Source organism: Streptomyces tritici, assembly GCF_048500665.1.
Taxonomy (GTDB): domain Bacteria; phylum Actinomycetota; class Actinomycetes; order Streptomycetales; family Streptomycetaceae; genus Streptomyces; species Streptomyces tritici.
This window is the reverse complement of the sequence record NZ_CP183183.1, coordinates 6,216,373-6,235,054: the sequence shown is the minus strand read 5'-3', so window position 1 is coordinate 6,235,054 and position 18,682 is coordinate 6,216,373. Positions and strand designations below refer to the sequence as shown.

The window sequence follows — 18,682 nt, the reverse complement described above, 5'->3', positions numbered from 1 at the left end:
AGCCTGCTCGTGATGCGTCGACACGTGGACTACGTGCGCGTCACGACCATGGCCTGTTCCGGCTGACACCGAGGGCCCGTCCCGGCGTCCGGACACCGATGCGCCTGCCCCGAAGGGCGGCCTGCGCGCCTCTCCGACGGCCTCGTTCTGCGCCGTGGTCCGTTCCGCCTGCCCTCCCGCACCCCTTGGGGCTTCCTGCCTCTGGCCACGGGAGACGGGACCACGCACAACCCCACCGACCCCTGCACCAGGAGGAGACCCATGAGCGTCCATGACATCCCCGACGCCCGCGAAGCCGTTGCCGGCCACCATGACGGCCGTGCCACCGCCACCGACGTTCCCGATCCGGAGGTCTTCGCCGCGGAGTGGCAGGAGTGGCACCGGGACAAGGACGCCCGGCTCGCCTCGGAGCACGGCTTCCTCGCGGTCACCGGTCTGCACTGGCTGACCGCCGAGCCTCAGAACTTCCCCGGCGTGCCGGGGACCTGGTCGACCGGACCCGAAGGCGTCGTCGTGGAGCTCGCAGACGGGACGGAGTTCGTCGTCGACGGCGAGGCGGTACGCGGGCGGCACCTCTTCGGCGTCGTTCCGGAGCGCGGCGGCATCCACGCCGTGTGGGGCGACACCGTGATCGAGGTCGCCAAGCGCGGCGGCCACGACGTGGTCCGGCCGCGGCACCCCGACCACCCGCTGCGGGTCGCGTTCACGGGCACTCCCGCGTACGCGCCCGATCCGCGCTGGGTGGTCACGGGCCGCTACGAAGCCTTCGACGAGCCGCGGCCGACCACGGTCGGCGCCGCCGTCGAGGGTCTTCGGCATGTGTACGACGCACCTGGCCGCGTCGTCTTCCACTTGGACGGACAGGAGTTGAGCCTGACCGCGTTCAACGGAAACGCACCCGGGACCCTCACGGTGCTGTTCACCGACGAGACGTCGGGCGTCACCACGTACGCGGCCAACCGGCAGCTCGGGGTGGCCGCGCCCGGGCCCGACGGCACGGTGGTGCTCGACTTCAACCGCGCCACCAACCTGCCCTGCGCCTATACCGACTTCGCGACGTGCCCGCTGCCGCCGGCCGAGAACCGGCTGCCCGTCGCGATCGAGGCCGGTGAGCGGATCCCCCGCGAGCGCGGCCCGGTCGCCTGACGGGGCCTGCGGGCGGCGGCATCGGCCGGGCTTGTCGCCTCGGTATGACGGCGTCATGGCGACCCCGTGGCGATTCCGTCCGCCTCCCCTGCGGAACACCCGGCGACACCTAGCATCCGATGACGGCTCCGTGCGGGTGGTACGGGGCCGTCCCCCTCTCCGGCAAGGCAGGTTCCACATGAGTATTTCCAGCATCCTCAGCGTCGATGAGGCAGAACCGAGGCTGGCCGCGCTGAACGTGATCGACGTCCGGACCCCCGGCGAGTTCGCCTCCGGCCACCTGCCGGGCGCCGTCAACGTTCCCCTGGAGCGCGTCGAGGCCAGCCTCGCGGAGCTGCGGAGCGCCGCCGAGAGCGGACCGCTGCTCCTGGTGTGCGCCTCCGGCGCCCGCTCCGAGAAGGGCGTCGCGGTCCTGGCCTCCCACGGGATCGCGGCGGCCGGCCTCGCCGGTGGTACCCGGGCCTGGGCCGCCGCCGGTCACCGGCTCGAGCACCCGCCCGGTCCCGTACGCAGCGTCTGGGGAATGGAGCGTCAAGTCCGCTTCACCGCCGGCGTCCTGGTGCTGCTCGGCCTGGCCCTGGGTCTGCTCGTGCATCCGGCGTTCCAGCTGCTGTCGGCGGGGGTCGCCGGGGGCCTGGTGTTCTCGGCGCTCACCGACACCTGCGGCATGGCGGTGGTCCTCGGCCGGCTTCCCTTCAACCGGCGGGGCGCGGCACCTCAGGGGTGAGTCGCGCCGGCCTTTCCGGCACGGTCGTCCTCTGTGCGACGGCTCCCAGGGCCGAACCGGCCGAGCAGTACGGTGAGGAGGACCGCCGTCAGGGTGCCTGCGACGACGCCGCTGCCCAGGATCGTACGGGCCCAGGCGGGGAACCCCGCGTACAGGTCCGGGCTGAGCAGCGGCAGCAGCCCCATGGTGAGCGCGAGCGCGGCGGTCAGCGAGCCCGTGCCCGTACCGGACAGGTCGGCCCGGCGGAGCATCTCGACGCCCATCACGGCGATGACGGCGTAGACGACGAGGGCGGAGCCGCCCACGACGGCCTCGGGTATCCCGGCCAGCGCCCGGGACACGGGTGTGGCCAGGCCCAGCACGACCAGGAGCACTCCGGCCCCGGCGGTCACGAAACGGCTGCGGACCCCGGTGAGCCGGCCGATGCCGATGTTCTCGGCGCTGGTGACCATGAGGGACGTACCGAACAGTCCGCCGGCCAGAGAGACCAGGGCGTCGGCGCGGGCGACGCGCGGAACGTCCCGCTCGGGCGCCGGAGTCCGGCCGACGGTCTCGCTGTTGAGCACGGTCTGTCCGGTGATCTCGGCCAGCGTGGTGAGGCTGAACACGAGCAGCGGAAGGGCTGCGAGCACGTCGAACCGCGGGGTTCCGAAAGGCAGCAACGCGGGCAGCGCGAAACCGCTCACGGCCGCGGGGGCGAAGGCCCCGAGGCCGGTCGTCACCGCCACGGCGGATCCCACCGCCATCCCGATGAGGACGGCCGTCTGACGCCAGACGCCGCGCAGCAGCACGTACGCGGCCACGGTGGCGGCGACCGTGAGCGCGGCGAGAAGCACGGCGCGAGGCTCGCCCGTGCCGTCCGGGCCGGTGACGAGCCGGGCGGCGACCCGGATCATCGCGACCCCGATGAGCAGCACGGTCACGCCCATGACGAGGGGCGGGAAGAGCCGTACGACCCGGGCGTACAACGGCAGTACGGCCAGGAGGAGAGCCGCAGCGAGGAGGACCGCGCCGGTGGCGGTCGGCGCTCCGTGTTCCTGGGCGATCTGGAGGAAGAGCGCGGTCGCGGCGCCGCCGGGCAGCATGACGAACGGGAGACGGCCGCCGATCCGCCACACCCCGAGGGACTGGAGCAGCGCGCCCGCTCCGCAGAGCAGGAGGACGGCGCTGAGCAGCGAGGCCGTCGTCCCGGGCGGCAGCCTCAGGGTGCCGGCGACGAGGAAGACGGTGGAGACCGGGGCGGCGATCATCGCCAGGACGTGCTGGGCGGCGAGGGGCGCGAGTCGCCGCAACGGTACCCGTGCGTCGACGGCTTCGGGGGCATCGCCGGCTTCGGAGGCGTCGCCAGCTTCGGGGGCGTGGCCGGCCGTAGCGGACTGGACGGTCGTCATGCCGTCGCCTCCAGCCACGGGATGTCGGCGGCGGCGTAACGGTAGGCGCGGAAGACGGCGTTGGGCTGGGACGGGAACAGGCCCCGGACCTCGCTCTCGGCGTAGCCGGCGAAGTACGGGACGACGTACTCCCAGCACAGGTAGCCGTCCTTCGTCACCTCGAACAGGCGCCCGGACGGGGAGTCGGTGACCAGGGTGTTCCCGTTCGGCAGGCGCTGCGCGGAGCCCATGAACGGCGCGAAGAAGAACTCGCGGGCCGGGTCGTGGTACTCCCACATGACGTCCCCGCCGGCCCGGTCGATCTCGATGACGCGGGAGTACGGCACATCGTGGCCGGGCCGGAAGACGCCGTTGTCGAAGACCAGGAGCCGGCCGTCGTCCAGTTCGGTGGGGGCGTGCTGCTGGCTGACCGTGCCGGGGCGGCTGCGCCAGAGGATCTCGCCCGTGTCGCGGCTGATGACGACGACGGCGGAGACACTGCGCAGGCTGGCGAGGATGTTGCCGTCCCGCAGGGGCGTGACGCTGTTGATCAGGGGCCAGTGATCGCGGGCGTATGCCTCGTGCAGCGGGAACTCCTCGCGGTCGAGGTGCTCCGCGGCGCGCCAGGACCACAGGAGTTCGCCGTCCGGGCCGACTTCCCGGATGGTGTCGGCCCAGACCACGCCGCCTGCCGCTTCGGAGCCGGGCACACCGCCCCGTACCGCCGCCGCGTCCGCGCCCGTGAGCCGTTCGAGGGCGGTGTAGAGGATGCGGCCGTCGTCGAGGTGATGGGCGTCGTGGTGCTGGAGGGCGTCGCGGTGCTCCCGCAGCACGGTGCCGTCGGGCGCGCTCCGGAGCATGACGCCGCCCCGGTACTTGTGCCACATCGGGAAGAGGGCCTGCTCGCCCGGGAGGACGCCGTTGTAGGCGAGGGTTCCGTCGGCGAGCAGCCGGGCGTGCCTGCCGGGGCGGTAGGGCAGGTCCCAGCGGTGGACGGTACGGCCGTGGATGTCGACGAGGTAGACCTCGCCGGTGCCGGTGAGCGGGGCGAACAGGGTGTAGCCGTCGAACACGGCCGTCTCGTCGAGGGCGATCAGGCCGGTGGGACGTCGGCGGCGTGAGTTCTGGTCGATCGGGGGCACGTCGGAGCTCCTCACTCGTTTCAAACTTTCTTTGATGAGAACAACCGACTTTGACAGTAGGAGCGTGGTGTGACGGGCGTGTGTCGGGAGTACGAAACCGTCTCCGGGTTCCTGCCGCGAGCCGCGTAAGGTGCCGTGAGGCGCCGTCAGCGAGGGAGAACGGCGCCTCGGGGCGGGGAAGGGCAGGACGGATCCGTGGAGGCCGTGAACACACCTCGGGTGGGTGCCGCCGTACGCCGCCGGCGACGGGCGCTCGACCTGACGCTCGCCGACGTGGCGGGGCGCAGCGGGCTCTCCTCCCCGTTCCTCAGCCAGATCGAGAACGACCGGGCGCGCCCCAGCATGCGTTCGCTGCAGCGGATCGCGGACGCTCTCGGCACCACGGCGGTGCAGCTGCTCGCCGCCTCGGACGAGACACGCACGGTCGACGTGGTGCGCGCCGGCGACGACACCGGCCTCGACCGGGAAGCGCGCGTCCGGCCGGTGGTACGCGGTCGCCACCAGCTTCACGCGCTGGAGTTCCTCGGCGAGCACGAGGCGGACCGCGAGTTCCGGCACCGCAACGACGAGCTGATGTACGTGGCGGACGGCTCGGTGGAGGTGGAGGCCGACGGCCGGATCCACCGCCTCGGACGCGGGGACACCCTGCTGCTGTCCGGCGGTGTCCGCCACCGCTGGCGCTCCACCGAACCCGGCTCGCGGGTCCTGGTGGTCGCGATCGGCGACCACGTGGAGGTACTGGAGTCCTGACGCGGCCGTGCCGCCACCGCGCCCACCGGGCCGTGCAGCTCCCGGGTGCGGCGCTCCACCGTTGCCGCTTGCCGGTGCCGCGCGTCGGGCTGGGGTCGGCGGGGCTGAGACGTCCAGGGGCGCAGGTGACCGTTCCCTGACACAAGATGTCAGGGGACCCGTCCTAGCGTCTGCGGCATGACGAACAACGACTTCGCGTTCTTCACCGGCACCTACGACGTCGCCAACCGCTGGCGCAAGGACTTCCTCGACCCGACCGAGGGTGACGACCGCTGGGAGGAGTTTCCCGGCATCACCCGCGCCTCCTGCCACTTCGACGGCGCCGCCAGCTTCGACGAGATCGAGTTTCCGACCAAGGGCTTCGCCGGGCTGACCCTGCGGCTGTTCGACCCGGCGACCGCGCAATGGTCGCTGTACTGGGCCAGCAAGCGCACCGGCACCCTCTTCCCGCCCGTCACCGGCAGCTTCGGCGCGGACGGCACCGGCGTCTTCCACGGCGACGACGAACACGACGGCCGCAAGGTCAAGGCGCGCTTCATCTGGTCCGGCATCACCACCGACCGCGCCCACTGGGAGCAGGCGTTCTCCCTCGACAACGGGCAGACGTGGATCACCAACTGGCACATGGACTTCACGCGGCGCACCACCACGGACCGCGTCGCGTGACAGCGGCGGCAACGCCCCTCGCGGACTGGCAACGGGCCGAACGAGTGCCCCGCAAGGGGCACGACCTCGGTCGGGGCGTCCGGGCGTCCGGCGTCCGGGCGCCCGGGACGAGGCGTTGCGCGCTCGGGTCCGCTCACGGGTTGTGGAACACGACCTCGGGGTGGGCCGACGACGGACCGTCCAGCAGGGGCTGCTCGACGCCCTTCAGATGCAGGTCGAAGAAGGCCGCCACGTACGCCCGGGTGGCCTTGAGCGCCCGGTCCGCCGGGAGCGGGGCCCGCGGCACGCCGAAGTGGTCGAGGAACACGGGCGCGTCGGAGAAGGTGAAATGGTCGGAACCGGCGACGGTGAGCCAGCGCTTCCAGCCGCCGAACCGGTCCCAGGCGGCGTCCCAGGTGTGGTCCTTCCCGCCGGGCCGGTGCATCTCGTCGTCCGTGCCCAGCAGCATGAACGGCCGCCCGCCCATGCCGTCCTGCGGCAGCTCGCCGTAGAACGCCCCGTCCATGTTCACGCCCGCGCGCACCCGCCCGTCGGCCGCCATCGCCGTCGCCGCGCTCGCACCGCCGATGGAGTGACCGGCCATGCCCACCCGCTTGCGGTCGATGGTCGTCCGTGCGTACTTCCACGCCGCATGGCGTCCCGTCAGGCGGTCGAGCACGTACGAGACGTCCTGCGCACGACCCGACGTGATCCTGCTCTCCGGCACCTGTCCCTCGCTGATGGGTCCGCACGACTCGCAGCCGAGCAGGCGGCCGTCAGGGGTCCGGATGCCCAGGGACTCGTACGCGTGGTCCACCGAGGCCACGACGTAGCCGCGGCTGGCCAGGTCCTCGGCCAGGGCGGTGAGGGTGTAGCGCGAGACCGTGAAGCCCGGTGAGAGCACGACGAGCGGATACCGGCCGGGAGCGGGTCGGGCGTCGGTGCGGGAGTGCGTGCGCATCGCGGCGAGTTCCGCCGCGGGGATCGAGTCGCTCAGTCCGTAGCCGTCCAGCATGGCCTGGACCTCGTCGGTGCTCGCGTACGGCGCCGGCCGGCCCGTACCGGGGCGGGCGGCCGGATAGTGGACGGTGACCATCAGCTCCCGCCCGTCGGCACTCGGCACCCAGGGGTCGGGGCGCGAGCGGTCGACGAGGTGGAGGACGGAACGGCCCACCGCCCAGCGACCGGTCGGGCGGGGCAGCTCCGGCCCGGCCACGGCCCGCCGCACGGAGACCTCCTGCGGCGCGGCCCCGGGGAGCGGGGAGGGCGCGGCGAGCGGGCCGGCAGGTGCCGGGGAGTCGGTGGGCCTCAGGGTTCCGGAGGCGGCGGCGGGCCTCAGGGTTCCGGAGGCGGCGGCCGGGCCTGCGAGGACCAGCGGCGAAGACAGCGACAGGGTGAGTGCGGCGGCTGCGGCCGCCCTGATGAGGTGAGCCATGCCGTGCAGCTTGCCCGCCGGGTCGGTGGGCCCGCGTCAGCCCCCGGTCCCGTACCGCCTCGTCCCCAGGGATGGCCTCGCATCGACTTCCGGGCTGACATCCGCAGTTGGGAAAGGGTCGGGCGGGGCGGGTGGCGTCCGAAGCGGAGCACCGCCCCGGAGGCGTCCATGGACGACGGCCACCCCGGTCGGCGCACTGAGGGTAGAGGAGGCAGCTTGCGGATGACCTCGGTCCGCCAGGACAGCGGCGTCGTCACACATTGACCAACGGTGCCACTCTTCATGCCCTGTCAGAGCTTGCCTCCGAGCAGAACGGTGCGGTGGCCGCCGAGACGGCGCGAGAACTCCGCGACGAACTCGGGGCGCAGTCCGGGCCAGTTCCAGAACGTGAAGCCGAGATGCCCGAACGCGAAGTGGTCGTCGGCCCAGAGCCATGTGTGCACGGGAGCCGTTCGGCCGCAGGACGGACACGCGACGGGCTCGTCTTCACCCTCGGCCCAGGAACCCACTGCGTCCCTGAACCGGGCCCATCCCTCCTCGATGAGCGACCAGTACTCGTCGACGAGGGGCGTCTCCGCCGCACAGTGCGGGCAGGTGACGGCCGAGGGTTCTCCCTGCCCGGCGTCGAAGACCGTACGCCCTACGGTGACGTGCAGGCCGTTGCTCCACACATTGATCAGCTCGGGGTCCGGGTCCTCGACGGCTTCACCGTAATGCGCCCCTGGCGCGTGCCCCGCGTCAGCCCCGAGGACGCAGTCGGTACGTTCCGCCGAGACGAAGCCATCCGCGATCAGCCAATCGAGGATGCTCGCCGCGAGCCCCTGCGCCTCCTCCGGCGTGGCCTCGGTGTCGACGATCGTCTGGAACCAGTCGCCCATGATCTCCCCTCCCGTACTCGTGCCTCCGCACCGTACGTCCTGCCACCGACAATTGCGGCGGCCCACCGACATCGCGTTCGCATCGAAGCCGTCGTTCGTGGCAGGGCACGCGAACCGGGCCGGTCGGGGGCGTGGTCCGATGTTGCGGCGTCCCACGTGGGTCGAGTCCCGGGTCCGGGGTGGCGAGCAGGCCCTCGGCACTCCTTCATGCGCAATACATATACCTGCAACGCTTCTCGATGATCATCGTTACTGGTGGTCGATCCCCGTGTGCAGCCGATCGTTGCCGCGCGGACCGGCTTCCTCCCGGAGCCACAGCTCTCCGCGCGTACACAGCGCGCCCCTCGGCACCGGTTGCCCCTCTGTCAACCGCGCATCGAGGAACGTCTGTTGTCGCAAACTGCGGCCGCCGCCCGCTGCGCCGCCGGATCCGCACAGCCGCGCTGCTGACAGCGGTCTTCACGTACGCGTGGTCCATGTCGCTGCTGATGCCCGTACTCCCGCCCTCTCCACTGCGTTCCACACCTCCGGACCGGCCACGACCTGGGCGACGACCGCCTTCACCCTCGCTTCCGCTCTGGCCACCGTGCTCGCCGGCCGGCTCGGGGACCTGTACGGGCGCCGCAGAGTGCTCACCATCGTCCTCGGAACCGGCAGCGCGGGGCTCGCCCTGGCTGCAGCCGCAGACACCCTCACTGCCCTTGTGATCGGCCGGACTCTGGCCGGTATCGGCACGGCGGCCCTGCCCTTGGCTTTCGCCCTCGTCCGCAGTCTCGAATCCCCCGAGCGCGCCTCCGCCGCCATCAGCCTGCTCTCCACCGTCACCGGCCTCGGGGCGGCCGGCGGCTGGGTACTCGGGGGACCGCTGATCTCCCTCGGCGGCCCGGCGGCCCTGTCCCTGCTTCCACTCGCCCTCAGCGTGCCGGCCCTGGCCGGTGTCCGCTTCACCGTCCCGCCGGACCTTCCCCCGGCCCGGGCCGGCGACCGCAGCCTCGACCTGGCCGGTGCCATCGGGTTGGCCCTGTGGCTGACCGCGCTGCTGCTCTCCTGCGCACAAGGCGGCCGCTGGGGCTGGACCTCTCCCGCCGTCCTCGGGCTGAGCGCCGCGGGACTCCTCGGTGCAGCGGCATGGGCCCGCCACGAGCTGCGCTGCCGCCACCCGCTGATCGATCTGCGCGCGCACTGCTCGCCCGCCCTGCTCACCGCAGGCCTCTCACGGTACGTTCCGTACCGGGCCGGGACAGCGCGGCCGCTGCCGGCGTCAATGTCCTGCTTGCGGAACTTGGGGACAGCCGTAGGCAGTGAGCTGACAGCCGTGATCCTGCTACCGGACACCCCCGCCGCGATGACCGCTGCCTTCGCCCTCCCCTGCGCCGTGACGGCGCTCACCACCGCTGCTCTCCTGGTGCGGACCCGTGGCCAGGGCGCACAGCCGAAGTAACCGCGGGGGCCCTACGGCCAACGGTGCACCGGACTCCGCCGTGGCTGCGGCACGTCCAGGAAGGAGGCGATCCGAAGTAGGCCGCCGAGGCTCGTACCGGCGCGGAGCCGCCTTCCTGTCGTCTGCCTCTTGTCGCCTACCGGCGCTCGGTGATCCATGAGTCGCCGTCAGGCTCCTCCCCCGCTCACGGTCCCCCCGCGGAGGGGAGGCATTCAGTGCGTCTGGAACACCAGGTCCAGCACCTGTACGAGCCGCCGCTTCAGCGGCTCGGCGTACCGGGGGCGTACGACGGGACCGGCCGGTGTCGTCCGTACGCCGACGTCGGCCAGGAGGTACAGCATGCGCAGTGTCCTCATGGCGTTGGAGATGTGTGCCGCCGTGGTGGGCACACCGGCCGGCGGACCGGCGGCGAAGGCGGTCTCGACCGGCGTCAGCCAGCCGGTCGCCTCCGCCTCGGTCAGCTCCGGCCGGGTCAGCGTGCGCGCGACGGCCTGGGCCAGGCGGTCGTCCTCCTGCTGGCCGAAGAGCTGATCGGTCGGGGCCAGCAGCCGGTCGGCCGCGAGGGCCAGCATGGTGGTGGGGTCCACCGACGGGTGGAGACCGAACGCGCCCAGCAGGTCCGCCCCATGGGCGACCGCGTGCAGCCAGCCCAGCTCCGGGTCGTGACCCCGCAGGTCGGTCTCCGCCGGGTACCACGCGCAGAACGCGGTCAGCCACGTGCTCTCGAAGTCACCGCGTCCGACGATCATGTCGAGGACGAGGGGGGCGAAGGTCCGGGCCTGGATCTCGGGTGCCGCGAAGCGCTCCGCCATCATCGCGCCGAGCCGGGCGCGCAACGCCCCGGCGATCACGTCGCGCTGGATCCACGTCCGCAGCACGACGTACGGCGCACCGTCCCGGATCTCCGGGTCCGGGTGCCGCAGGGCGTGGGCCAGCTCGAGGGTCAGTGCGGGGATGTCCGCGTCGTCCGGTACCGCGCAACCGTTGGCGTACAGGGTCTGCCAGCGGGCCGTGTCGACCTGGGACAGGTCGTGGATCTTCGTCACCGCAGCACGTTCGACGAATGCCCTCGCGCCCGTCAATCCGTTTTCCGCACGGACACTGTGGGGCATCGGTGCGCGCCTACCGTGAGTGACCGAACGCTCCCACAGCGCCCTCCGCCCGGTCGCGAGCCACGCCACGAGCGGTGAGACTGGGGAAATGGAGCGCCCGAAGCCAGGTGGGGCCGTGAGTACCGTCGAGGAGACGATCGAAGTCGCCGTGCCGGTGAGCACCGCCTACAACCAGTGGACACAGTTCAAGAGCTTTCCGCGATTCATGTCCTCGGTGCGGAGCGTCGAGCAGATCCGGCCGAATCTCACCCGCTGGGTGATCGGGTTCGGTCCGGTGCGACACGAGTTCGAGGCCGAGGTCGTGGATCAGGTCCCGGACTCGATCGTCGTATGGCGGAGCCTCGGCCGACGTGCCGGCCACCGTGGCGAGGTGTCGTTCCGCCCGACGACGTCGGGTCGTACGGCGGTTCTCGTGCGCATCAGCGTCGCCCCCCAGGGCGTCACAGATCGCCTCGTCCATGCCTCCGGGTTCCTGCGTCGGGTGATCCGCGCCGAGCTCGGCAACTTCAAGGAGTTCATCGAGGGGCTGGGACAGGAGGGCGGGGCCTGGCGGGGCACCATCCGCGGCGGGCACGTCGAGCCCATGGAAGCGGAGCCTCCCAGAAGCCGGGTCCCCCACTGGCCGGTCGGCTGACCCGACAGAGCGGACCGACCCGACTGCTCGAGAGCACGAGGCCCGACAGAGCACGAGAGCGACAGAGCACGAGAGCGAGAGACACTCCGGATGAAGAAGCCACCGAGCCACGAGCCGGAAGAGCACCTGACCGTCACTCCGCCCAAGACGTGGGCGGCCGGCGTGCCGGCGGTGACCCATGCGCTGGAGTACTCCCTCGACGAGACCTCGGTCAGGCGAACCGGTGTGACGCTGCTGTCCATCAACCAGGTGGGCGGAATCGACTGCCCCGGCTGCGCCTGGGCGGATCCGGCCCCCGGCCACAGGCATCTGAACGAGTACTGCGAGAACGGTGCCAAGCACATCAACGACGAGGCGACGACTCGGCGCATCACCGCTGACTTCTTCCGCCGGTATCCGGTCTCCGAACTCAGCCGACGGTCCGATCTGTGGCTCAACCAGCAGGGCAGGCTCACCGAGCCGATGGTCAAGCGTCCCGATGCGGACCACTACGAGCCGATCAGCTGGCACGACGCCATCGGGCTGCTGGCGGACGAGCTCAAGGCACTGGACTCCCCCGACGAAGCGGTCTTCTACACCTCGGGCCGGGTCAGCAACGAGGCCGCGTTCGTCCTGCAGCTCTTCGCCAGGGCATTCGGCACGAACAACCTGCCCGACTGCAGCAACCTGTGCCACGAATCCAGCGGCTTCGCGCTGCACGAGACCCTGGGCACCGGCAAAGGGACGGTGAGCCTGGAGGACATCCACCACGCCGACCTGATCTTCGTGGTCGGACAGAACCCCGGAACCAACCACCCCCGTCAGCTCTCGGCACTGGAGCAGGCCAAGCTGAACGGCGCGCGCATCATCGCGGTGAACACCCTGCCGGAGGCGGGGCTGCTGCGTTTCAAGAACCCGCAGAAGGCGCGCGGGGTGATCGGCCGCGGTGTCCGGATCGCCGACCTGTTCCTCCACATCCGCAGCGGTGGCGACCTCGCGCTGTTCCAGGGCGTGAACCGGCTCCTTGTGGAGGCGGAGGACGCCCGGCCGGGCACGGTGCTCGACCACGACTTCATCCGCGCCGACACCAGCGGCTTCGAGGAGTTCGCCGAACACGCCCGAGGCGTCGCCTGGGACGACATCCTCACCGCGACGGGACTGACCCGCGACCAGATCGAGAACGTACGGGACGAGGTCCTGCGCAGTGAACGCGTCATCGTCTGCTGGGCGATGGGCGTGACACAGCAGAGGCACGGCGTCCCCACCATCAGGGAGATCGTGAACTTCCTCCTGCTGCGCGGGAATCTCGGCAAGGCGGGAGCGGGAGCCTGCCCGGTGCGCGGGCACAGCAACGTCCAGGGCGACCGCACGATGGGCGTCTGGGAGCAGATGCCGGACTCCTTCCTCGACGCCCTGCGGGACGAGTTCGGTTTCGAACCGCCTCGCACCCACGGACTCGACTCCGTGAACTCGATCAAGGCGATGCGCGAGGGCCGCATCAAGGTCTTCCTCGGCGCCGCGGGAAACTTCGTCCGGGCGGCCCCGGACAGCGAGGTCACCGAGGACGCCATGCGGAAGTGCCGCCTGACCGCGCACATCTCCACCAAGCTCAACAGGTCCCACACGGTCTGCGGCCGGACCGCGCTCATCCTGCCCGCCCTGGGCCGCACCGAGCTGGACGTCCAGGCCACGGGCGAGCAGTTCGTCACCGTGGAGAACTCGATGAGCGAGGTGCACTCCTCCCACGGACGCCTGGACCCGGCCTCCAAGGTCCTGCTCAGCGAGGTCGCCATCCTGTGCCGGCTCGCCGACCGGACCCTTGACGGCAGGACCGCCATTCCGTGGAACGAGTTCGAAGCGGACTACGGGACGATCCGCGACCGGATCTCACGCGTCGTACCGGGCTTCCAGAACTTCAATCGGCGGGTGGCCCGCCCCGGCGGCATCCGGCTGCCCAACCCCGTCAACGAAGGGGTCTACCCCACCCCGGTCGGCAAGGCCCTGTTCACCTGCAACGACTGGGAGATGCCCCAGGTCCCCGAAGGCCACCTGCTGCTGCAGACGCTGCGCTCCCACGACCAGTGGAACACCGTGCCCTACACGGAGAACGACCGATACAGGGGGATCCACGGGAGCCGCCACGTGGTCCTGGTGAGCCCTCAGGACGTGTCCCGGCTCGGGCTGTCGCAGGGTCAGCGAGTCGACCTGGTGAGCGTGTGGAACGGCACCGAACGCCGCGCGAAGGACTTCGAGGTCGTCCCGTACCCGACGACCGCCGGCTGCGCCGCCGCGTACTACCCGGAGACCAACGTCCTGCTGCCGCTGGACAGCGTGGCCGAGACCAGCAACCAGCCGACCGCCAAGAGCATCGTCGTCCGCCTGGAACCCGCCGGCGCCGGCGCGGAATGACCCGATCACGTGCCCTCCGCCGAAGGACGTGCCTCAGACCACCAGCCCCTCGCACAGCCGGCCGGCGTCCTCAGCCCTGGGCGACGCGCCAGATCCGCAGTTCCGTGGTCACGAAGGCCAGTTGCGGCAGCGCCGTCGACTTCGTCTGGATCACGAGCAGGGCGATGTCCCCGGTCGTCAGCCGGACGCAGATCGAGCTGCCGTCCGACGCCTTGGCCAACGGAAGGTCGCGCCGCGCGCCGCGGTCGAGGGCGGCGCGGCATGTCGCGTACGTGCCGCGCTGCTTGCCCGGCAGCAGGGTCATCACGCTGCTGCGGCCCTTGAGCATGCAGCCCTCCTCACAGTTGAGCCTGATGTCTCCCTTGCGGTCCTGCCGGCCCATCGGCTGGATCGGCTCGGTCAGGTCCATCGAGTTCTCGATGCCCAGCCACAGGGTGGGGTAGAGCGTGGCCTCCGGCGGTTCGGGGCTGGACGAGGCGCGCTGGGGCGTGGGCGTCGGCGTGGACGCGCGTACGTCGGGGGACGACGACCCCGGGGACGCGGCCGGGCCGGAGGTCGAGGCCGCCGCCGCGCGCCGCTCGAAGAGCCGGTCCGCCACGTCCACGACCGTTCCCACCAGCCCCGCGACGAGCAGCAGCGCCGCCGCGACGGCGACCGTCGTGATCAGCGCGGTACGGCGTCGGCGATCCCGCTGACCGCCGGGGATCGTGGGCCGCGCGAGACCCGCGGGCCCGGCAGGCTGCGGCGGGGCGAACAGCGCCTGCGTGGACACGGGGGTGGGGTGGGCCACCGGAGCCGGGATCGGTACGTCCGGGCCCCGCAGCTCCTGCCAGACGGCCGGAGCCCCGCCGCCGTCGGAGTCCGGCCCCAGCAGCCGCCGACAGCGGTCGACGACCTCCGCCGGGGTGGGCCGTGCCTCCGGATCGGCGGCCAGACAGCGGGCGATCAACGGGCGGAGCGGCTCGGGCAGTCCGGACAGGTCGGGCTCGTCGTGCACGATCCTGTACAGCACGCCGGCCGCCGAGGCGCCCTCCCCGTACAGCGGTTCCCCCAGCGCCGCGAACGCCGCCGTCTGGCCGAGCGCGAACACGTCGGTCGCCGGCGTCACATCGCCCCCGGAGGCCTGCTCGGGAGCCATGAAGGTGGGCGTCCCGATGACCGCGCCGGTGACCGTGTGCGAGGTGGCGTCAGCGGCCAGGGAGACACCGAAGTCGATCACTCGCGGTCCGTCGGGGGCCAGCAGGACGTTCGAGGGCTTGAGATCGCGGTGCACGATCCCCTCGCCGTGGATGGCCTCCAGGGCTTCGGCCACCCCCGCCAGCATCCACAGCACGGCGGGCACGGGCAGCGGGCCGTGCCGGGCGACGACCTCCGCCAGGGAGGGGCCGGGGACGTACAGCGTGGCCAGCCAGGGCAGGACTCCGTCGGCGTCGGCGTCGATCAGCTCCGCGGTGTACGCGCCCTTGACCCGCCGGGCCGCCCCGATCTCCCGGCGGAACCGCTTCCGGAAGACCGGGTCGTCAGCCAGTTCGGGCCGCACCACCTTGAGCGCCACCGGTCGTCCGCCCGGCGTGTGCGACAGATAGACCCGGCCCATGCCGCCCGCACCGAGCCGGGCCGCGAGACGGTAGCCGCCCACCAGACGCGGATCGTCCGCCCGCAACGGCTGGAACACCGAGGCCGCTTCTTCCATGGATCCCCCCAACGAATACTCGATCAACGCCCAGTTGATCACGGGCCCGCACCGACGTGCGACGGGACGGCCGCTCGGAGCCGGCCCTGCCGGCGGGCCACCCCCACCGCCTCCGCCGCGCGGGCCGTCAGGGTCCGGGGGCCGGGCACCACCCGCCGCTTGCGCCGGCCGAATAGGGATCGACCCATGGCGCAGGGTGCAGGATGAGATCCTGGCGCGAACAGCGTGTACGGGACGGAGAGTTGTGGATCAGATCGACCGGGCGCTGCTGGCCGAGCTCCAGCAGGACGCCACCCAGTCCTACGCCGCACTCGGGCAGGCCGTCGGCCTGTCCGCCGGCGCCGCCCATGAGCGGGTGCGGAAGCTGCGGGAGCGCGGCGTCATCCGGCGCACCACCGTCGACGTGGACCCGGCCGCCGTGGGCAGCGCCGTCCTGGCCTACGTGATGGTCGACTCGACGTCCTGGATGGGCGATTCGGCGCGGGACTTCGCCGCGCTCCCCGAGATCCTGGAGGCGCACGTCATCGCCGGCAGCGCCTCGGTCCTGGTGAAGGTCAGGACCGGGACCACCGAGCAACTGCAGGACGTGCTGCGCCGGATCTACGCCATCGACGGGGTCAGCGGAACACAGGCCACGGTCGTCCTGGAGACCTTCTTCGAGCGGCCGCTCTCCCCACGATCCGATGACCAGACGTGATCCCCGCCCACGCCGGTGCCCTCCCCGGAGAGACCATCAGGCCACAGAACTCGTGATCTTCGACTGCGACGGCGTCCTGGTCGGCACCGAACGTCTGGCGGTACGCCCGCAGATCGAAGCCCGGCCGGCCGCTCACCCCCGCGCGGGCAAGGTGGCCCGCGGCAAGCCCGCGCCGGATCTCTTCCTGCACACCGCCCGGCGCATGGGGAGACGAACCCGCTGCGATCCGGTCGCGCACTTCCCCCGCCCCTGGGTGTCAGTCGGCGAACCCGACGGCCTGGTGGCGGAAGTCGAACAGGTCGTCCAGGCCGCGCAGGGCCAGCCGGTCGGGGGTGGCGCGTACCGCGAGATCGCGGGCCGCCACGGCGAGCGGGTGCCGGAGAGCGCCCATGCGGCCGACCCGGCGGGCGCGGACGCGCACGGCGTCGGTGCGGGCTCGTCGGGCTGCCGTGTACGCGGCGAGGGCCGTCCCGATTCCGTCCGGGGCGTCGTCTCCGTCCCCGCCGGGCAGCAGGTGGGCGAGGACCACCGCGTCCTCGATGGCCTGACAGCCGCCCTGGCCGAGGTTGGGAGCCATCGCGTGGGCGGCATCGCCGAGCCAGGCGATCCGGCCGTGGTGCAGGCGGGGCAGCGGCGCGGCCAGCTCGTAGAGGTCGTGCCGCAGGACTTCGGCGGGGGCGAGACGATCGATGCGGTCCAGGAGGGCCGGAATCGGGTCGTGCCAGGAGCCGAAGCGACGACGTAGTTCGGCACGGGAGTCGGCGGACCGGGTACCGGCCGGAACGGCCGCCGTGGCGTAGAGGTAGAACCGGCCGTCGGACAGCGGGGTCACCCCGAACCGCTCACCGCGCCCCCAGGTCTCGCTCATGGCCTGAATCCCCAGGTCCGGGGCGTCCACAAGGGCCCGCCAGGAGGTCTCGCCCAGGTAGTGCAGTCCCGGATGCGCAGGGAAGTACGCACGGCGCAGCGGGCTGTGGATCCCGTCGGCGGCGACGACCAGATCGGCTGAAAGGTCCGGGCCGGATCTGGTACGCAGGACCGGTCGGCCCTCGGCGTCGTCGACGGCGGTCACGGCGGTGCCGTAGCGAAGTGCCTCTGCCGGCAGGGCGGCGGACAGAGCCACGGCGAGGGCCGGGCGCGGGACGGCGATCGGAGGCGTCCCGTAACGCGCCGCCAGGTCGGCGGTCGCGGTCCGGACGAGCCAGCGGCCGTCGGAGCGGCGCACCCCCATCGTCGCCGGCACGGCACTGCCTGTGGTCGGGGTGACGTCGACACCGATGGAGCGGAGAGCGCGCAGCGCGTTGGGGGCGAGGCCGATGCCGGCACCCGTGGCGGGAGGCTCGGCGGCGGTTTCGCAGACGGTCACGTGCCACCCACGGCGATGCAGTGCCACCGCAGCGGTGAGACCGCCGATTCCCGCTCCGACCACGACCACGCGACGTCTCCGCACGAAACCGATCCCTTCGTCCAGGCACCCGCTGTCGCCGGCCGGGCCACGTCCCGGCCTGCGACATCGACTGCGGCATCGTACGTACCGAGGCCGAACCAGGGCCGTCCGAGGTCGAGTTGCCGGACCCGGGCCCGCGGCGCCGGCCTCTAACGTGGCGCGCGGAGCAGTGCGGCGAGGGAGGCAGCGAGTTCCGCCGGTTCCACGGGCAGGGTCGTCACGGCGTCGGCGTGGCTCCAGGCGGCCAGCCAGGCGTCCTGCGGGCGGGCGATCAGGATGAGGACCGGTGGGCACCGAAAGACCTCGTTCTTGATCTGCCGGCACACGCCCATGCCGCCGAGGGGGACCGCCTCTCCGTCCAGCACGCACACGTCGATGCGGCCGGCGGCCAGCGACCGCAGGACGGCGGCAGGCGTGGCGCACTCGACGAACGCGACGGGCGGGACGTCGGACGCCGGCCTGCGGCCGATCGCCAGCCGAACCTGCGCCCGAGTGCCGGCGTTGCTGCTGTAGAGGAGAACTGTGGCGCTCGACGGCATCGTTTCTCCCGTCGCCGCGGTGATCGCTCGGACGGGCGGAGTCGGAAGCCGTCCGCTCGATCCTGGAACCAAGAAGTTCAAAGTTACACAGAACGGGTATCTCCGCATGTTCGGTACCAGCCGACGCCCGCCCGTTCCGTGCGGGCGGGCACGCGACGTCACGGCATCACGGTGAGAACCCGATGGCTGAATGCAAGATCCCCGACTACCGCACCGGCCACCGCGGCCGGCACTGGACCCACGCCCTGCGCTGCGCACAGAAAGGCGGAGCCGTCATCGTCACCGACGACACCGGCGAACCGGTGACCTATGCCCAGGAAGCCTCCGGACCCGGCCGCTTCCGGCCATGGATCACCGACTCGGGCTCCCGCTACGACAGCCACGACGTCCACCCCGAGTGGTGATCAGGCGACCCCGTTCGGCCGGTCCGCCGACTCGCTGGACGAGGTCCCCTCGTCCGGGGCCGACACCGCCTCCACCCGGCGATCATCGGCTCCCGGTACCGGCTCGCCCCGCGACGGCCGAGTGTGCGGGTCGGACGAGTCGCCCGACCGGGTCGGGGTAGTCGGCGGGCCGAGGCGAGAACTTCGCCTCGGCCCGCCGACCGGCTGCGGCCACGCCAGGAGTGCCAGGAGAAA

17 protein-coding genes are annotated in these 18,682 nt (G+C 72.0%); 9 read left to right on the top strand and 8 right to left on the bottom strand.

What is annotated here, in order from left to right:
* Positions 1 to 261 precede the first annotated feature (261 nt).
* Together ACNJ93_RS28605 and ACNJ93_RS28600 are read left to right on the top strand one after the other, a co-directional pair.
* On the top strand, positions 262 to 1,146 hold the full coding sequence (locus tag ACNJ93_RS28605) for a DUF1684 domain-containing protein (RefSeq protein WP_418960346.1): 885 nt from the start codon (positions 262 to 264) through the stop codon (positions 1,144 to 1,146).
* A gap of 178 nt (positions 1,147 to 1,324) precedes the next feature.
* Positions 1,325 to 1,873: a rhodanese-like domain-containing protein gene (locus ACNJ93_RS28600; RefSeq protein WP_418960345.1), complete on the top strand. Its 549-nt coding sequence runs from the start codon at positions 1,325 to 1,327 to the stop codon at positions 1,871 to 1,873.
* Here ACNJ93_RS28600 and ACNJ93_RS28595 read toward each other — a convergent pair.
* Both ACNJ93_RS28595 and ACNJ93_RS28590 read right to left on the bottom strand, forming a co-directional pair.
* The gene (locus tag ACNJ93_RS28595) at positions 1,864 to 3,264 is read right to left on the bottom strand and encodes a uracil-xanthine permease family protein (protein WP_418960344.1); all 1,401 of its coding nucleotides are present in this window, start codon (positions 3,262 to 3,264) and stop codon (positions 1,864 to 1,866) included. The two genes, ACNJ93_RS28600 and ACNJ93_RS28595, sit on opposite strands and share 10 nt — an antisense overlap.
* Positions 3,261 to 4,385, bottom strand: a complete 1,125-nt coding sequence (locus tag ACNJ93_RS28590; RefSeq protein ID WP_418960343.1) for an arylsulfotransferase family protein — start codon at positions 4,383 to 4,385, stop codon at positions 3,261 to 3,263. Before ACNJ93_RS28590 ends, ACNJ93_RS28595 begins: the two co-directional genes overlap by 4 nt.
* 204 nt (positions 4,386 to 4,589) lie before the next feature.
* Between ACNJ93_RS28590 and ACNJ93_RS28585 the strand changes: the two genes are divergently transcribed.
* Together ACNJ93_RS28585 and ACNJ93_RS28580 are read left to right on the top strand one after the other, a co-directional pair.
* The gene (locus ACNJ93_RS28585; protein ID WP_418960342.1) at positions 4,590 to 5,135 is read left to right on the top strand and encodes a helix-turn-helix domain-containing protein; all 546 of its coding nucleotides are present in this window, start codon (positions 4,590 to 4,592) and stop codon (positions 5,133 to 5,135) included.
* A gap of 177 nt (positions 5,136 to 5,312) precedes the next feature.
* Positions 5,313 to 5,801, top strand: coding sequence for a hypothetical protein (locus ACNJ93_RS28580; protein ID WP_418960341.1), 489 nt, complete (start codon positions 5,313 to 5,315; stop codon positions 5,799 to 5,801).
* 133 nt (positions 5,802 to 5,934) lie between these two features.
* Here the strand turns inward: ACNJ93_RS28580 and ACNJ93_RS28575 are convergent, their stop codons facing one another.
* Together ACNJ93_RS28575 and ACNJ93_RS28570 are read right to left on the bottom strand one after the other, a co-directional pair.
* Positions 5,935 to 7,215: an alpha/beta hydrolase family protein gene (locus ACNJ93_RS28575; RefSeq protein ID WP_418960340.1), complete on the bottom strand. Its 1,281-nt coding sequence runs from the start codon at positions 7,213 to 7,215 to the stop codon at positions 5,935 to 5,937.
* A gap of 290 nt (positions 7,216 to 7,505) precedes the next feature.
* Entirely contained in the window at positions 7,506 to 8,093 is a 588-nt protein-coding gene (locus ACNJ93_RS28570) for a hypothetical protein (RefSeq protein ID WP_418960339.1), read from the bottom strand.
* A gap of 469 nt (positions 8,094 to 8,562) precedes the next feature.
* On the opposite strand from ACNJ93_RS28570, the gene ACNJ93_RS28565 reads away from it, so the two are divergent.
* A complete protein-coding gene (locus ACNJ93_RS28565; RefSeq protein WP_418960338.1) occupies positions 8,563 to 9,534 on the top strand; it encodes an MFS transporter in 972 nt (323 codons plus the stop codon).
* Positions 9,535 to 9,746: 212 nt separating this feature from the next.
* Here the strand turns inward: ACNJ93_RS28565 and ACNJ93_RS28560 are convergent, their stop codons facing one another.
* Positions 9,747 to 10,580, bottom strand: coding sequence for a DUF2785 domain-containing protein (locus ACNJ93_RS28560; RefSeq protein ID WP_418960337.1), 834 nt, complete (start codon positions 10,578 to 10,580; stop codon positions 9,747 to 9,749).
* 181 nt (positions 10,581 to 10,761) lie between these two features.
* On the opposite strand from ACNJ93_RS28560, the gene ACNJ93_RS28555 reads away from it, so the two are divergent.
* A complete protein-coding gene (locus ACNJ93_RS28555) occupies positions 10,762 to 11,280 on the top strand; it encodes an SRPBCC family protein (protein ID WP_418960336.1) in 519 nt (172 codons plus the stop codon).
* Positions 11,281 to 11,370: 90 nt separating this feature from the next.
* Positions 11,371 to 13,668: an FdhF/YdeP family oxidoreductase gene (locus ACNJ93_RS28550; RefSeq protein ID WP_418960335.1), complete on the top strand. Its 2,298-nt coding sequence runs from the start codon at positions 11,371 to 11,373 to the stop codon at positions 13,666 to 13,668.
* Between the two features lie 70 nt (positions 13,669 to 13,738).
* Here ACNJ93_RS28550 and ACNJ93_RS28545 read toward each other — a convergent pair whose 3' ends face one another.
* Positions 13,739 to 15,361, bottom strand: coding sequence for a protein kinase domain-containing protein (locus ACNJ93_RS28545; RefSeq protein WP_418960334.1), 1,623 nt, complete (start codon positions 15,359 to 15,361; stop codon positions 13,739 to 13,741).
* 244 nt (positions 15,362 to 15,605) lie between these two features.
* On the opposite strand from ACNJ93_RS28545, the gene ACNJ93_RS28540 reads away from it, so the two are divergent.
* Positions 15,606 to 16,058, top strand: a complete 453-nt coding sequence (locus ACNJ93_RS28540; protein WP_418960333.1) for an Lrp/AsnC family transcriptional regulator — start codon at positions 15,606 to 15,608, stop codon at positions 16,056 to 16,058.
* A gap of 256 nt (positions 16,059 to 16,314) precedes the next feature.
* On the opposite strand, the gene ACNJ93_RS28535 is transcribed toward ACNJ93_RS28540, so the two are convergent.
* Together ACNJ93_RS28535 and ACNJ93_RS28530 are read right to left on the bottom strand one after the other, a co-directional pair.
* Entirely contained in the window at positions 16,315 to 17,487 is a 1,173-nt protein-coding gene (locus tag ACNJ93_RS28535; RefSeq protein WP_418961558.1) for an FAD-dependent monooxygenase, read from the bottom strand.
* Between the two features lie 167 nt (positions 17,488 to 17,654).
* Positions 17,655 to 18,044: a hypothetical protein gene (locus tag ACNJ93_RS28530; RefSeq protein ID WP_418960332.1), complete on the bottom strand. Its 390-nt coding sequence runs from the start codon at positions 18,042 to 18,044 to the stop codon at positions 17,655 to 17,657.
* Positions 18,045 to 18,226: 182 nt separating this feature from the next.
* Here ACNJ93_RS28530 and ACNJ93_RS28525 point away from each other — a divergent pair, with 182 nt between their 5' ends.
* On the top strand, positions 18,227 to 18,448 hold the full coding sequence (locus tag ACNJ93_RS28525) for a hypothetical protein (protein WP_418960331.1): 222 nt from the start codon (positions 18,227 to 18,229) through the stop codon (positions 18,446 to 18,448).
* The last annotated feature ends 234 nt before the right edge of the window (positions 18,449 to 18,682 follow it).

Coding starts and splice junctions, on each gene's coding strand:
- ACNJ93_RS28605 (WP_418960346.1), top strand. CDS start 262: ATGAGCGTCCATGACATCCCCGACGCCCGCGAAGCCGTTGCCGGCCAC.
- ACNJ93_RS28600 (WP_418960345.1), top strand. CDS start 1,325: ATGAGTATTTCCAGCATCCTCAGCGTCGATGAGGCAGAACCGAGGCTG.
- ACNJ93_RS28595 (WP_418960344.1), bottom strand. CDS start 3,264: ATGACGACCGTCCAGTCCGCTACGGCCGGCCACGCCCCCGAAGCTGGC.
- ACNJ93_RS28580 (WP_418960341.1), top strand. CDS start 5,313: ATGACGAACAACGACTTCGCGTTCTTCACCGGCACCTACGACGTCGCC.
- ACNJ93_RS28575 (WP_418960340.1), bottom strand. CDS start 7,215: ATGGCTCACCTCATCAGGGCGGCCGCAGCCGCCGCACTCACCCTGTCG.
- ACNJ93_RS28570 (WP_418960339.1), bottom strand. CDS start 8,093: ATGGGCGACTGGTTCCAGACGATCGTCGACACCGAGGCCACGCCGGAG.
- ACNJ93_RS28550 (WP_418960335.1), top strand. CDS start 11,371: ATGAAGAAGCCACCGAGCCACGAGCCGGAAGAGCACCTGACCGTCACT.
- ACNJ93_RS28545 (WP_418960334.1), bottom strand. CDS start 15,361: ATGGAAGAAGCGGCCTCGGTGTTCCAGCCGTTGCGGGCGGACGATCCG.
- ACNJ93_RS28530 (WP_418960332.1), bottom strand. CDS start 18,044: ATGCCGTCGAGCGCCACAGTTCTCCTCTACAGCAGCAACGCCGGCACT.
- ACNJ93_RS28525 (WP_418960331.1), top strand. CDS start 18,227: ATGGCTGAATGCAAGATCCCCGACTACCGCACCGGCCACCGCGGCCGG.